General features: G+C 38.2%; 14 protein-coding genes. 12 read left to right on the forward strand and 2 right to left on the reverse strand.

Features of this window, described 5'->3' with window-relative positions; genetic code table 11:
- Positions 1–163 precede the first annotated feature (163 nt).
- From preA to JTI58_RS16755, 4 genes are all read left to right on the forward strand, one after another.
- Positions 164–1426, forward strand: coding sequence for an NAD-dependent dihydropyrimidine dehydrogenase subunit PreA (gene preA, locus JTI58_RS16740; protein WP_205442406.1), 1263 nt, complete (start codon positions 164–166; stop codon positions 1424–1426).
- A gap of 124 nt (positions 1427–1550) precedes the next feature.
- Complete coding sequence (locus tag JTI58_RS16745; protein WP_205442407.1) at positions 1551–3065, forward strand: NCS1 family transporter; 1515 nt, start codon at positions 1551–1553, stop codon at positions 3063–3065.
- A gap of 45 nt (positions 3066–3110) precedes the next feature.
- The gene (locus JTI58_RS16750) at positions 3111–3320 is read left to right on the forward strand and encodes a hypothetical protein (protein WP_016995612.1); all 210 of its coding nucleotides are present in this window, start codon (positions 3111–3113) and stop codon (positions 3318–3320) included.
- A gap of 76 nt (positions 3321–3396) precedes the next feature.
- Positions 3397–3549 carry a hypothetical protein gene (locus JTI58_RS16755; protein ID WP_205442408.1) on the forward strand — a complete coding sequence of 51 codons (153 nt, stop codon included), beginning with the start codon at positions 3397–3399 and terminating at the stop codon, positions 3547–3549.
- A 95-nt stretch (positions 3550–3644) separates the two neighbouring features.
- Here JTI58_RS16755 and JTI58_RS16760 read toward each other — a convergent pair whose 3' ends face one another.
- On the reverse strand, positions 3645–5036 hold the full coding sequence (locus tag JTI58_RS16760) for a branched-chain amino acid transporter BcaP (RefSeq protein WP_205442409.1): 1392 nt from the start codon (positions 5034–5036) through the stop codon (positions 3645–3647).
- A gap of 260 nt (positions 5037–5296) precedes the next feature.
- Between JTI58_RS16760 and JTI58_RS16765 the strand changes: the two genes are divergently transcribed.
- The 4 genes from JTI58_RS16765 (at position 5297) to JTI58_RS16780 (ending at position 10432) form a co-directional block, all read left to right on the forward strand.
- On the forward strand, positions 5297–6670 hold the full coding sequence (locus tag JTI58_RS16765; RefSeq protein ID WP_205442410.1) for an amino acid permease: 1374 nt from the start codon (positions 5297–5299) through the stop codon (positions 6668–6670).
- A gap of 153 nt (positions 6671–6823) precedes the next feature.
- Positions 6824–8218: a spore germination protein gene (locus JTI58_RS16770; RefSeq protein ID WP_205442411.1), complete on the forward strand. Its 1395-nt coding sequence runs from the start codon at positions 6824–6826 to the stop codon at positions 8216–8218.
- 22 nt (positions 8219–8240) lie between these two features.
- A complete protein-coding gene (locus tag JTI58_RS16775; protein WP_205442412.1) occupies positions 8241–9323 on the forward strand; it encodes a GerAB/ArcD/ProY family transporter in 1083 nt (360 codons plus the stop codon).
- The gene (locus JTI58_RS16780; protein WP_205442413.1) at positions 9320–10432 is read left to right on the forward strand and encodes a Ger(x)C family spore germination protein; all 1113 of its coding nucleotides are present in this window, start codon (positions 9320–9322) and stop codon (positions 10430–10432) included. Before JTI58_RS16775 ends, JTI58_RS16780 begins: the two co-directional genes overlap by 4 nt.
- A gap of 37 nt (positions 10433–10469) precedes the next feature.
- On the opposite strand, the gene pgeF is transcribed toward JTI58_RS16780, so the two are convergent.
- Positions 10470–11234, reverse strand: a complete 765-nt coding sequence (pgeF, locus tag JTI58_RS16785) for a peptidoglycan editing factor PgeF (protein ID WP_205442415.1) — start codon at positions 11232–11234, stop codon at positions 10470–10472.
- Between the two features lie 148 nt (positions 11235–11382).
- Between pgeF and JTI58_RS16790 the strand changes: the two genes are divergently transcribed.
- From JTI58_RS16790 to JTI58_RS16805, 4 genes are all read left to right on the forward strand, one after another.
- Positions 11383–12012: a transmembrane-type terpene cyclase gene (locus JTI58_RS16790; protein WP_205442416.1), complete on the forward strand. Its 630-nt coding sequence runs from the start codon at positions 11383–11385 to the stop codon at positions 12010–12012.
- Positions 12013–12243: 231 nt separating this feature from the next.
- Entirely contained in the window at positions 12244–12852 is a 609-nt protein-coding gene (safA, locus tag JTI58_RS16795; protein ID WP_205442419.1) for a SafA/ExsA family spore coat assembly protein, read from the forward strand.
- Between the two features lie 428 nt (positions 12853–13280).
- A complete protein-coding gene (locus JTI58_RS16800; RefSeq protein ID WP_205442421.1) occupies positions 13281–14009 on the forward strand; it encodes a TPM domain-containing protein in 729 nt (242 codons plus the stop codon).
- Positions 14010–14180: 171 nt separating this feature from the next.
- Positions 14181–15161: a VanW family protein gene (locus tag JTI58_RS16805; RefSeq protein WP_205442422.1), complete on the forward strand. Its 981-nt coding sequence runs from the start codon at positions 14181–14183 to the stop codon at positions 15159–15161.
- Positions 15162–15204: the final 43 nt, after the last annotated feature.

Genomic DNA, 15204 nt, shown 5'->3' on the forward strand with positions numbered 1-15204 from the left:
GATAAAGTGAACCTTCAGTGGAGGTTTTTCATCCTCCAGTGATTGTTAGTTTCACCAATCGGGTTTTTACAGGCTGCTGAACTTGGAGGTCTTACAGCCTATACCTGACGCTATGCTTTCAGTACAAAAAAGATTGTTAGTAAGGGATAGAGGGGGAACTTACATGGCAGACTTACGCATTAATTTAGCGGGCATCAAATCGCCGAATCCATTTTGGCTAGCATCTGCTCCACCAACGAATTCAGGCTATCAAGTACAGCGTGCATTTGAAGCAGGCTGGGGTGGCGCAGTATGGAAAACGTTAGGGGAACCGATTTTAAATGTGTCTTCCCGTTTTGCAGCTGTTAGCTATAATGGTCAGCGTGTGGCGGGCTTTAATAATATTGAATTAATTACGGACCGACCACTAGAAGTCAATTTACAAGAAATTTATGAGACGAAAAAGAAATTTCCTAATCACGCAATTATTGCCTCATTAATGGTGGAACCAAAACAAGAAAAATGGCATGAAATTGTGAAACGTGTAGAAGATGTGGGGGTTGATGGTCTTGAGCTTAACTTTGGTTGTCCACATGGGATGGCAGAACGAGGCATGGGTTCTGCCTCTGGTCAAGTCCCTGAATTGGTGGAAAAGCAAACGTACTGGGTAAAGGAAGCGGCGCGTACACCTGTCATTGTTAAACTGACGCCAAATATTACGGATATTACCGTGACGGCAGAAGCAGCAACACGAGGTGGAGCAGATGCGGTAAGTATGATCAATACGATTAACAGTTTAGCGGGTGTTGATTTAGATTCTTGGAATACAGTACCACATGTGGCAGGCAAAGGAGCTCATGGAGGCTATTGTGGTCCAGCAGTTAAACCAATTGCACTGAATATGGTCGCAGAGTGTGCCCGTAATCCATTAGTCAATGTACCGATTTCGGGCATTGGAGGCATCTCCAATTGGCAAGATGCTGCGGAATTTATTTTAATGGGTGCAACAGGTGTACAGGTATGTACAGCAGCGATGCATCATGGCTTTAGTATTGTGGAGGATATGATTGATGGGCTGAATAACTACTTAGATGATAAAGGCCTAGCTTCAGTCATGGATTTAGTCGGTCGCTCTGTGCAAAGATATTCAAACTGGGGCGATTTAGATTTAAATTATAAAATTGTCGCAGAAATTAATAATGACGTTTGTATTAATTGCAATAAATGCCATATCGCTTGTGAGGATACATCCCATCAATGTATTGATCTTTATACGGAGGATGGTCGCCCAATGTTAAAGGTTCGTGAGGAAGACTGTGTAGGCTGTAATTTATGCTCGATTGTTTGCCCTGTCGATGGGGCCATTTCAATGGTAGAACGTACATCCACAATTCCGCCAATGACATGGAATGAACGCCAATCACTTCTTAGCAGTCTAGCAAAATAAAGTACCGTTGTTCAATTTTGAATAAAGATTAAAATCGAAATTCCACCTTCCTTCAGCATTTTTGGTGAAGGAAGGCACTTCAAGTAGGTTGTCACGGAAATTAGAAAAAAAGGAGAGAAACATTATGGAACGTGAAGGGAATTATTTAAAATCCCCAGATTTACTTCCAGTGACACATCAACAAAGAAATATTGGAACATTTGGTTTTGCAGTGATTTGGATAGGAATGGCGATTGTATTAGCGGCTTTTGCCATAGGTGGTTCAGCCATCATGAACTTATCCTTACCAATGGTCATAGTGGCAACATTGGTAGGTTCTTGTTTAATCGGTGTTTTTATGACGTTAATTGGTGATATCGGGATAGAGCATGGGCTATCTTTCCCTGTTTACATGCGAGCACCATTTGGCACATTCGGTACGCATATACCTTCTCTTGTAAGAGGCGTTACAGCTGCCTGTTGGTTTGGTCTGAATACGTATTTTGGTGCATTAGCGATAAACGGTATTTTAAATTTATTGTTTGGCTTTGATAATTGGTTTATTTGTTTCCTTGTGTTTGCAGCACTTCAACTCTTTAATACTTCACTGGGCATTAAATCCATTGAGCGCTTTGCTGATTTAGCAGCCCCTGTCATTATTTTAATTTCTTGTTGGATGTATTACACATTGGCAGATAATGCAACATCTCAGGGAAAAAATATTTGGACGTGGGTGGAAACCCCAACAACAGGCTTCGCTGCTTTTACCGCTTTTATGGTAGTAGTGATGGCAAATATGGGCTTTTGGGCAACATTAGCAGCTGATATGCCATCCTTGTCCCGTTTCTTTAAAGCACCCAAAAATGAGCGTAATTGGTTCAAGCGTAATAAAACACAGCTTGTAGGCTCTTTAATTGTCATGCCCATTACAAACACGTTCATTGTTACAATTGGAGCAGTGTGTTATATGGCTGTGGCATCGGCTGATCCAATCAATGCCTTACAGCAAAGTGCAAGTGGCTTTATTCTAGGAATTTTATTGTTGATGATTGTGTTAGCACAATGGTCGACAAATACCTCTGCTAATGTCGTGCCAGCAGCTACTATTTTCTCTAATATTGGAGGACCAAAAGTTCCATTCTGGGTAGGGGTTGTCATTGCAGGTATTATTGGTATTCTTGCTCAGCCTTGGAGCCTATTTGATGTGATGGTCAATGTCCTATTAATCATTGGTGGTATTTTAACGGCGATTGTAGGAATTTTATTTGCTGATTATTACCTCATTCGTAAACGGCGAGTACATGTAAAAGAGCTTTATGAATTAGACGGGCAATTTAAATATTATAAGGGCTTTAATATGGCAGGGTTAATCGCCTGGGTAATCGGCGGAGTAGTTGCGAATATATTTTCAACTTATTCCTCTTTAGTAGGGTTCGCTGTAGGAGCGATTGTATATTATATATTAGCGAAGTATTGGTGGTTTAAAAAGTATCCACAAGCTGAGCTAGATGATCCAAGTGATGCCAAATATTTAGGCATTACGGTTGGACATAATTTAGATGAACTATTTGGGCAACCAGCAGCTCCAACGGCGGCTCCAGATGAAGATGAACTGGTGGAGCAACAAGATCCTCTGTTCGAAATGAAGGGTGCCGAGTAAGAGAGACAACATCAAGACATTTTCAAAAGAAGGTGAGGTGATGGCATGTCTGAATTCCAACAAAGCACAGAGGAAATCCAAAAAGTAGATCATTATTTAGATAGTGGCTTTAAAATCAAATATGTCTACGAAAATTTAAGTGGAATGTTTGTTGAATTTGCTCGTCAGGAAGAAGTGACATTGCTACAAATTCTAACAGCAGATGCACGTAAATACTTCTCTGCCAAATTACAAGAACAAACATTACTACAATAAAGACGTAAACTCTATTCCTTTCGTTAAAATGGGAATAGAGTTTTTTTATTTTCCTTGTATTAAAGGGAGGGATTGGATGAAAAAGATCATGTCTATAGCAGAAAAAGACTTTTTGGCAAGGCGAGGGGTTGATTTCCGTTCCGCCGGCGTCCTTTCCAATCAACCATTCTACAAAAGTGTCTTTACCTTTGCTTTCATACTAACAGTAGTGAAAAAAGTGGAGAAGTAATGAATGACAACACCTCTCCATAAAATGAGTAGTGAACACCTTTGCAAAAAAAGTTAGTGGAATAGCTCGGTGCTCGCACACAGGACATCTTTTCTTTAGTGATTATTCATCACACTATGCTTTTGTCCATATACCGCATAAATAATCACACCAATGATAAACCAAATGCCACAGGCAATCCATGTGTGGACAGATAGCTGTGAAATCAAAAATAGGCACATGAAGAATGACAAAATCGGCAATATCGGGAAAAATGGTACTTTAAAGCCACCAGCCGGAATATTTTTATTTTTACGCAAATAAACAACACCGATTGAAACGATGGTAAATGCCACTAATGTCCCCATATTCACTAATTCGGCAAGCTTTGAAAGAGGCACAAAACCAGCACAGAAGGCTACTAATAGGGCAAATATCCATGTATTTTTTACGGGCGTTTTAAACTTAGGGCTCAGTTCAGCCATACTTTTTGGAAGTAGACCATCACGTCCTAATGCATAGAGTAAACGTGTTCCTCCATAAGACATAACTAATATAACGGTCATCATTCCTACTACTGCACCAAGAGAGATAATCCCCGCAATCCAATCTTGATGGACAAGCTGCATCACATAGCTAACAGGATCACTAACATTTAATTTTTGATAGGGAACGATACCTGTTAACACGAGTGATACAGCAACATAAAGTACCGTACAAATAAGTAATGAACCGATAATACCAATCGGCATATTACGTTGTGGATTTTTTACTTCCTCTGCAGCTGATGACACAGCATCAAATCCTAGATAAGCAAAAAATACGAGTGCCGCACCGCTAAAGACGCCGCTAATACCAAATGGCAGGAAGGGCTCCCAATTGGTAGGCTTTACGTAAAATACGCCTACCCCAATAAATAATAGAATCACAGCAATCTTTATAAAAACCATCACAGAATTAAATCTTGTGGACTCCTTAATACCTAGCGTTAATAAAAAAGCTGTCACAATAATAATCAAAATGGCTGGTAAGTTGATATATGTTCCTGCTGCAGGGTTAAATGCCCCTGATATAGCTGGTGGTAGAACAATATGAAAGCCAGCAAGCAATGCGTTTAAATAAGATGACCAACCTGTAGCAACAGCGGCAACAGCGAGACCATATTCCAAGAGCAATGCCCATCCTACTAGCCAGGCGATGAGCTCACCAAAAACAATATAACCATACGTATAGGCACTCCCTGTGACGGGCACGCTAGAGGCGAATTCAGAATAGCACATCCCCGCGAAAGCACATACGATTGCTGCGATAATAAAGGAAAAAACGATCCCTGGTCCTGCATGGGTTGCCGCAACAGTACCTGGCAAGATGAAAATACCTATACCCACAATAGCGCCGATGCCTAATAGGATAAGATCGAAAGCTCCTAATGTTTTCTTTAGTTGAATAGTCCCTTTATTTTGCAATAAATCCTCTATTTTCTTTCTTCTAAATACTGTTTTACGCACAAAAATTCCTCATTTTCTTAAAAATATATAAAGATATTATACTTTTTTGATAATTAGGTCAATTACTTTTGTGAGATAAAGTTGAATTTATCGAATTTTAAGAATTTTTTGAAATAAAAGAGTGGTATTTGTTGAAACTATCAAATTATCATTATTTTTTGTTTTTCCTAAAAATACATTTGTCTTTTTTAGAATAATTGTTTATGATTTTTAAAGGATGTTCAACGTAGAAATTACATCAGGAAAAGAGGCGTTATGGAGTGGCCAATAAGGAATTACAACGAGGATTAGAAGCACGTCATATTCAAATGATTGCACTTGGTGGTACGATTGGTGTAGGGCTATTTATGGGCTCGGCAAGTGCTATTCAATGGACGGGACCTTCTGTACTCCTTGCCTATGGGATAGCAGGTATTTTTATTTTTTTCATTATGAGGGCAATGGGTGAGATGCTTTATACAGAGCCAAGTACAGGCTCTTTTGCCACGTTTGGCTATAAATATATTCACCCTTTAGCGGGTTATTTAACAGCGTGGAGTAACTGGTTCCAATGGGTTATTGTTGGGATGTCTGAAATTATAGCAGTGGGAACGTATATGCAGTATTGGTATCCGGAATTACCAGCGTGGATACCTGGCCTTATTGCGATGGTGATTTTAGGTGTGGCGAACTTCATCTCTGTCAAATCATTTGGTGAATTTGAATTTTGGTTTGCGATGATTAAAATCGTGACGATTATTTTAATGATTATTGCAGGAATTGGATTGATCTTCTTTGGCTTTGGCAACGATGGTATAGCAATTGGCTTATCTAATCTGTGGAGTCACGGTGGCTTCTTTACGGGTGGCTGGACAGGCTTCTTCTTTGCCTTATCCTTAGTCGTTGCTGCTTATCAAGGGGTAGAGCTCATTGGAATTACAGCAGGGGAAGCAAAAAATCCTCAACAAACGATTACCAATGCCATCCAAAGCATTATTTGGCGTATTTTAATTTTCTATATCGGTGCAATCTTTGTCATTGTTACGGTGTATCCATGGGATGAGCTAGGGACAATTGGTAGTCCTTTCGTGGCGACATTTGCGAAGGTAGGTATTACAGCGGCTGCAGGTATTATTAATTTTGTTGTCATCACAGCAGCAATGTCAGGCTGTAACAGTGGGATTTATAGTGCTGGACGTATGTTATATACACTTGCTATGAATGGACAAGCACCAAAATTTTTCGCCAAGCTTTCTAGTAATGGCGTACCGTTATTTGGAACAGCGGGCGTGTTAGTTGGGTTAGTCATTGGTGTTATCCTAAGCTATATTGCCCCTAAAAATTTATTTGTTTATGTGTATAGTGCAAGTGTCTTACCAGGGATGATTCCATGGTTTATCATTTTAATTAGTCAAATTCGTTTTAGAAAAGAAAAGGGAGCGCAAATGGCGAAGCATCCTTTCAAAATGCCTTTTGCACCCATTACAAACTATGTAACGATTATCTTTTTAATCATGGTGCTAGTTGGCATGTGGTTCAATGATGATACACGCATATCATTAATTGTTGGCATTATTTTCTTAGCTCTCGTAACAATGAGCTACTACGTATTTGGTATTGGTAAAAACCGATACAGCAAAGATTCTATAGAATAGCATAAAAGGATGTATCTCTAACTGGGATGCATCCTTTTTGTATGGCTATTTTTGCTAGCACAATTTTTACATAAATAAACGAAAGAAAAGCCAAACTACTAAAAATGAATGATATGGACTGGTATTCATCGGAATGAAAGGGGTGGAGCGAAAATGAACGAGATACCCGAACAAATTGTCGCTAAATTAAAGCAGGAAATTAACGAAGTCGATGATGTGAAACTGAAAATGATCGCTACAGAAGAAGGGGATGTGACGGTCATTTATTTCTCCTCACTCATCGAAAAAATGACCTTACAAACCATGGTGACGATTCCACTGGCCAATAATTTGAAACAAATTCATCAAATGGCTCAATATGTGGACCCAAAGGATGTACAGGGTGTCGTTAAAAAATTGAATGCTGGGCAAACCCTTCTTTTCTTTCACGAAACCAATGCACTTTTAAGCGTCGATACATATAGTGCACCTACAAGGGCTATTACGGATACGGAAACAGAGTCAACTGTAATTGGTCCACAGGATGCATTTACTGAATCACTCGAAACGAATATTTCGTTAGTGAGAAGACGTATTCAAAGCTCCATGCTAAAAAATGAAAACCGAATTGTTGGGTCCGAAGCTAATATTAAAATATCGATTATGTATATGGATAATATAGTGAGTCATGAAAATTTAGATGATCTAAGAAACCGTATCGACCAGGTAGAATATCCGTTATTTACAGATATATCCGTGTTGAAGCAATTAATTGAGGATAATCCATTATCGCCGTTTCCTCAATATTATATGACAGTCCGTCCAGATAGTATTTGCCGTTATCTTCTAGATGGTAGAATTGTCGTTTTTATGGATAATAGTCAATTAGCGATTGTCTGTCCCACTTCTTTTTTTGAAATGTTCGTGTCGATTGAAGATTATTACAACCGTTGGACAACGGCATCTTTATTAAGGATGCTGCGCTTTTTTGGTTTTTTCTTAACGATCATAATTACACCTATGTATATATCAGCCTTAACCTTCCATCCAGAAATTTTGCCATATGAATTATTATTAAATCTTCAGGAATCCAGAAGTAAGGTGCCATTTCCACCGCTGATTGAAGTGTTATTTATCGAGCTTATTATTGAAGTCTTGCGAGAAGCGGGCTCCCGAATGCCTGCCAAAGTCGGACAAACAATTGGTATCGTAGGAGGTATTGTGATTGGGACGGCCGCTGTAGAAGCTGGTTTACTCAGTAATATACTCATTGTATTAGTCGCAACCTCTGCTCTACTGTCCTTCTTACCGCCGATTTTTTTAATGAGTAATACTAGCCGATTTATCCGTTATATTTTTATTTTATCGGCAGGATTATTTGGATTGTTTGGACAGATGCTCGCCTTTGCATGGTTAATTCACCATTTATTAAGTCTAAAATCTTTAGGCACACATTATATGACACCTGCTATTCCAAGAAAGCCAACCGATTTATTGGATAGTGTCATCAGATTTCCAACAAAATATTTAAGGAACAAATCAGGGATTTCCAAGGCACAGAAAAAATAGAACCAGAATGAGGTGGTCAACTTTGAATACAACAAATGGAAAGGTGTTAAATCGCTATCATGTCATTTTCTTAGCACAAAGTATTATGATTGGTACCGGTATCCTTTCACTACCTCAAAAACTAAGTTCTATGGGCTATACACAAACATTTATGCCGCTTCTCTTTGGCGTGATTGCCAGCCTGACGCTATTTGCCATGGTATGGCTTTGCTCTAAATTTCCCAATGATGATTTATTTCGGATGAATGAAATACTATTGGGAAAATGGCTCGGAAAGTTTATAAATATACTCATCATTATTCAATTTATTGTCTTTAGTGCAGGAATTATTAGTAATTATATGCACTTAATTCAAAGCACAGCTTTACAGGAACAAACAATTACCTTGCCTGTACTTTGCTTTTTACTGTTGCTTATTTACATCGTAAGTGGGGGCATAAAATCAATTGCACGATTTTGTATGATGACCTTTTTTATCACGATTGGCGTCATCTATTTTACGCGCTGGGCGATTGAAAAAGGTGATCCTAGTCATTTTTTGCCTCTATTTAATTTCACACCGAATGAATTTTATGAAGCGTTAAAGCAAGGTTATTTTTCTATACTTGGTTACGAATTGATCTTATTTTATTTTCCTTATATCATCGATCAAAAAAAGGCCTTCCGTCATTCCTTAATAGGCATTTGGATTAGTATTTTTTTATGCTTTATAACAACAGCTATTAGCGTCATGTATTATTCAGAGTGGCAATTGAAAAATGTAGAGTTTTCAGTATTAAACTTGTTTAAAGCTGGAGAATTTACCTTTATTGAGCGAATCGATATCATTGGCATTACACTTTGGGTTCTTCTTATACTATCCTCGGTCACAGCCTATGTTTGGTGTGCAAAAAGGGGTGTGGATACCTTACTTAAAAAGAAAAAACAAAATTATCAGCTATATATCATCGCCTTCATCATTTTTATCATTATAAAAATGCCTTTTTCGCGTGAATTTCAAGAAAAATTATTTATGGCAAGTAACTATATGGGCTATTTGCTGGTGATTTGGCCCGTGTTTTTAATTCTGATATATATAATTCGGAAAAAGCAGGTGCAAGTATGAAACATAAACAGCTATGCATCATTTCTTTTTTGATTTTAGTTTTACTGGCAGGTTGTTCTAAAAAAGAAATAAAAGTTCCTCTAGAGGATGTTGGGATGGTAGATTCGATGGCCTTTGATTATATCGATGAAAACCAGATGAGGCTCACAGTAGCAATTCCTCAATATTCTCCAGACGCAGAAAAAGACACACAAACGTTTTCTATTACAACAGATTTAGTGTCAAGCGGCATCGTGGAAATCGAAAAGCAATCCGATAAGAAAATAGTCTTCAATCAATTGCGAGTGGTCTTAGTCAACGAAGATTTTGCACGGAAAGGGAATGTTCGAAAAATCATTCAGCACTTATATCGTAATGCAGAAGTGGGTAATAAAGTATTGATAGCCGTGGTGAAGGATAATGCGGAAGCGATTTTAAAAGGGGATTATCCTGATAAGCCAAGTATTAATTTCTATTTGAATAATCTATTAGAGCCTAGTATTAATACTGCTTTTAATCCAAATACTAATATTCATGATTTTATGTATTCGATTACCAATCCAGTAATTGATACAGTATTACCTTATGTTGAAAAACGAGGGGAAAAATTAGAGATAAAAGGCGTTGCCATATTTAAAGGGAATCATATGCATGAATTAATTAAACCTGAGGAAGCACTTGTTATCCAAGCATTAAGTGGACGGAAGAACCTTGCGCCTCTGCATCTGGATTTAAACGCGGGACACGGAGAAGAAAAGGTAATGATCGATTTAATCGAGAGCAGTGTGAAAAAAGAGAGTAATAAAAATATGGAATCACCCAAATTAACGATTTTCTTAAAAATTAAGGGTACATTAAGCGAATATAAGGGAGAAAGAGAGTATCAATTATTCACGGTTGAAAGTATTAGTGATTTAGAAAAAGATGTGAATAAACAGCTTGAACAGGATATTGGTGGTTTTTTAGAGCGATTAAATAAAACAGAGGTAGACCCCGCTGGCTTAAGTGAAGAATTCAGAATGTACCATCATGGAAAATGGACGACGAAAAAAACAAGAGAACTCATTGGAAAATTAGACGTAAACGTCCGTGTAGAAACGTCCATTATTAGTACAGGTACATTAAAATAATAGCACAGGCCAACTCGTCAAGAATTGGCCTGTTTTGTTAATGTGCTTTTCGCATAATAAAGCTTAAATGTCTCCCTGCTTGTTTGTCTTGACGGTAAGAAAAGCCATCTGGGCTAAGGAATGTACAGGTTTCATCAATTTGAATTTGTTCAGGAGGAATACTCGCAAGCTCACATTGTTTTTTGACCGTTTGTTGATTATCAATATGATATTTTTTCGTTTCTGCATTGTAATACATAAATTCTTCGGCATAGCCGAGGCTGTGAAACTTTTCATAAACATCCGCATCTACCTCAAATTTTTGCTGACTCAGCGCCATACCAATTTGAACATGAAAATCCTCTGGTCGACATTGTTCTTCCTTCATCAGATGCTGAAACAGTTTGGGTGTTATTTCTTTGACGGTTCCTTGCCATCCTGAATGAATAACACCGACGAGTCCATTCACAGCATTATAAAAAATAACTGGAACGCAATCTGCCGTAAAGCTACATAATAGTAAGTTAGGCTCTACTGTATAAAGCGCATCGGTATTCTTCACCGCTGTATCCATTTGCGCTGCCCCACGTCCTTGATCGGCTAATGTGACTTTATGGAAGTTTGCACTGTGTGTTTGCTCTGTACAAATAAAATTTTGTAAGTCACAGTTCAAAGTCGCGGCTAAATGCTGACGATTGTCAATTATAGCTTGAACATCTTGGCAACTATGCAAAGCCATATTATTGTGCTCTACTTCCATCTCATCTTTTAAGGTAGTCCCAGCAATCAATTGCTCATTATCTACATACATTTTTATTTTCATTTAATCACCTCGTTTTACTATATAGGATTGCTTATGGAATGTATAGGTTGCCGTAGCTACTCTTTTACCCGTCTATCAAACTTTTAGACATATCGAATCGATTTCCTCACATATAGTAGAAGGAATGCTAGAGAGGGGGAGAGAGTGAATGTTGAGTGAACAAGACATATTATTAATTTGCCAAGTAGGCATGGGACTTTTTTGGATATTTACATATATACTTATTATTTATAAAGGATGGCAAGATAAAACATATGGTATGCCTATGGCAGCTATTTGTGCCAATATTTCATGGGAATTTATTTTTGCCTTTTTCTACCCACAAAATGACCTCCAACGCTATATTACGCTGATTTGGTTCGTATTGGATGTCTTTATTTTAATGCAATTTTTACGCTATGCTCCAAATGAATATCGAAAGCTGCTATCAAAAAAGCTATTGTATTTCTCCTTTTTGATCTCGTTAATTTTCAGCATGCTGATCATTTTAGGCATAGTCTATGAGTTTCAAGATTTCGAAGGAAAGTACGTAGCATTCTTCCAAAATCTTATGATGTCAGGGTTATTTATTGCTTTATTATTGAAAAGAGGGAATTTAGCTGGCCAATCAATGGGGATTGCAGTGTGTAAGATGGTGGGTACATTATTTGCTGCAGTTGGCTTTTATCTCTACTTCCGCACGCCATTGATTACCATTATTTCTGTAGCAACACTCTTTTATGATTGGCTCTATATTCTTTTAATTTATCGATTGCAGCGTAAGCAATTAGCAAAATAGGATATATTGTGCAAATTTTGAACACCAAATCTATTAGTAATGTATGCCAATTACAAATAGATTGCAACTTGATGACAAGCCGAATGACAAAGAATAGCGTGATAAAGGGCTTCGACCATTCATATTGCGTGCTTGTCATACAAATGTAAAAATCCTTCCAAATATTTTGTGATGATTATGGCTCTGAAACTATTTACGATAATGGTAGAGCAAATAGGAAGGATGATTAACATGTTTAAAAAAATAAAAAAAGCAGCACTCGCTTCAGTAATAGCAACTTCATTATTAGTACCCGTTGCGGCAATGGCAGCCGAATCCTATACAGTGGCATCTGGAGACACACTATGGAAAATAGCATTAAAAACAGAAACGGGTGTACAAGAATTAATTGATGCCAACCCACAACTTGCCAATCCAAATCAAATTTCCCCAGGACAAAAAATTAACATCCCTGTAAAAGAACAGGCAACAGTTGAACAAGAGGTTGTTAAACTTGTCAATGAAGAACGAGCAAAAGCAGGCCTTTCAGCATTACAAGAAGATTGGGAGCTAGCTAGAGTAGCTAAATATAAGTCGCAAGATATGCACGATAAAAATTACTTTGACCACACAAGTCCAACGTATGGTACACCTTTTACAATGATGAAAAACTTCGGTATTACGTATAAATCTGCTGGTGAAAATATTGCGAAAGGTCAACGCTCCGCACAGGAAGTTGTAACGGCCTGGATGAACAGTGAAGGACACCGCGCCAACATCCTCAATAAAAGCTATACACATATTGGTGTAGGGTATGTACAGGACGGTAACTACTGGACACAAATGTTTATTCAAAAATAAAGAATCACATTATTTTGTACTGAAGCTTTCTTACAAGAGTTGAAAATGATAGAGCATCTACTGGCTAATTAGATAGCTAGTTGATGCTCTTTTTTAAGTAAACGCTGCGGGTATTGGGTGTAGCTTCGCGGGTATCGAGTGTAGCTTCGCGGGTATCGGTTGTAGCTTCGCGGGTATTGGTTGTAGCTTCGCGGGTATCGGGTGTAGCTTCGCGGGTATCGGTTGTAGCTTCGCGGGTATCGGTTGTAGCTTCGCGGGTATTTGCAGCAGCTTCGTGAGTATCCCCCTTGCTTTAAGATGACATCTGCCTGCTGGCTATCACCATTGCGAATTGCTATCTACTAGTAGTCAATAAGTTTCTCCTAGTGTATTTTAGAAATATGACGTAGCTATACATAGAAAATGAGCATCATAGGAGGGAGTGATCAATGATGAATAAAAAGGTTATTTTTATGTTCTTGATTTGCATGACGATGTTCTTGTTTAGTCAAAAAGGTACTTATGCAACAACTGTTCCAGCTCCTGTCGGTGATATATATGTGCAAGATTTTATGGAATTACTCACAAAAGAGGAGAAAGCGCAATTAATACAGATGGCTAAGGAATTGGAGGAGGAAACATCTGCAAAAATTGTTCTATTAACGATACAAACAACAGGTGAGCAAACCATTGCAGAATTTGCGAAAGAGGCTTTCCGACAATATGGTGTAGGGGGCGAAGGTGTTTTATTCGTATTAGCAATGGAGGATCGAAAGACACGTATTGAAGTTGGTGATGATTTAGCAGGTATTATTTACGATGAACTAGCAGGGCAGATTCTTGATGACTACACTATTCCAGCGTTACAAGAAGAAGAGCCTAATCAAGCTATATTCAATACGTTTGAGGTATTAATTCAAACTGTGAAAGAAGGGCATCTATCACAGTCAAAAAATTGGAATTTTGCAGAATGGGGCTTGACTGACTGGCTGGCATTTTTACTGTTTGCTGCTATTGGACTTACTACAGCACTCTTCCTTTTACTTTTTATTATGGGATTGTTTATGAAGGGTGATCAATCAAAAGGTGCTAAATCTCGTTCTGAGGATTCTACAAGCTATTGGCATAATAATGACAATGATTCTGGAGGTGGCGGCGGGGCTGATAGAGGATGGTAGCGTTAGTTGCCTCACCATCTTTAAGAAATAAACAAGCTACCATGTCTTGCAATTGACACCATAGCGTGTTTTTGCTGCCTTAACAAATAAAAATAACCAAAAAACAACACACTATGAGCAATAGACGAATAAGATGTCTCTGTAGTATGAAGATAGAGGTGGTGTTTATGGTTGAAAAAGAAGTGGTTAGCTACAAGCGGCATAATCTGGATGCTAGGTCTAGTAGGGTGTGATAAAGAAGCGGTCAATGATAGCAAGCTAGAACAAGAAATTCAACAACGCGAAGAAGTACAGCAACCTGTTACATATGAACAAGAGCAATTGATTGAGCCTATTGTAAAGGTTGTTGATCCAACTACGAATAAGGTAATTACAACAATATCTCCAAAGGAATTTGGCTTCGATACAGACCCACAAGCCTATCAAAAGCACATAGAACAATTAGCAAGGGAATGGGCGAGAGGAACAGATACTTCAGATGGCTTTGATCAGCGTATGCTACTTGATCGACTGGATGAAAATGGGCAAGTCATCAAGGGGAAGCCGCAAATCATTTTAAAGGAAAGTGAACTAGTGGAGCGAATTATAAAAACTTCAGCGACTGGTGGTCAGGTAGAAATACCACTCTATATAACAGAAAGTGGCTATTATTTTGAGGATCTTCCTTTATTAGAGGAAGTAGTTGTTGCATCCTATACGACGTATTTCAATCGTGCTGATTTAGGAAGAAATAAAAATATAGAGCTTTCTGCAAGAGCCATTAATAATGTGATCGTAGGCAGTGGCGATTATTTTTCTTTTAATACAATTGTGGGACCGAGAGACGAAGCAAATGGCTATCAGCCTGCACCTGAAATTATTAATAAGAAGGTAGTCATGGGTATTGGCGGTGGAATCTGTCAAACATCTTCAACTCTCTTTAACGCAGTAGATCAAATTCCAATCAAATATGTTGAGCGCCATCATCATTCCTTAGATGTAGGGTATGTTCCAAAAGGTAGAGATGCTACGGTTTCTTATGATACGTTAGATTTTAGGTTTCAAAACGCAAATGACGTACCATTTTTAATTAAGGCAAGCTATGGAGAGAATTCTCTAACAATTGAAATTCGAACGGCAGAAAAATATGTAGAATTATTGAAGAACTCATAATGTCGTGATAAGACACCACTAGACGTTGGTGTCTTTTTTGGGA

This window comes from Lysinibacillus fusiformis, assembly GCF_016925635.1.
Classification (GTDB): Bacteria; Bacillota; Bacilli; order Bacillales_A; family Planococcaceae; genus Lysinibacillus; species Lysinibacillus fusiformis_F.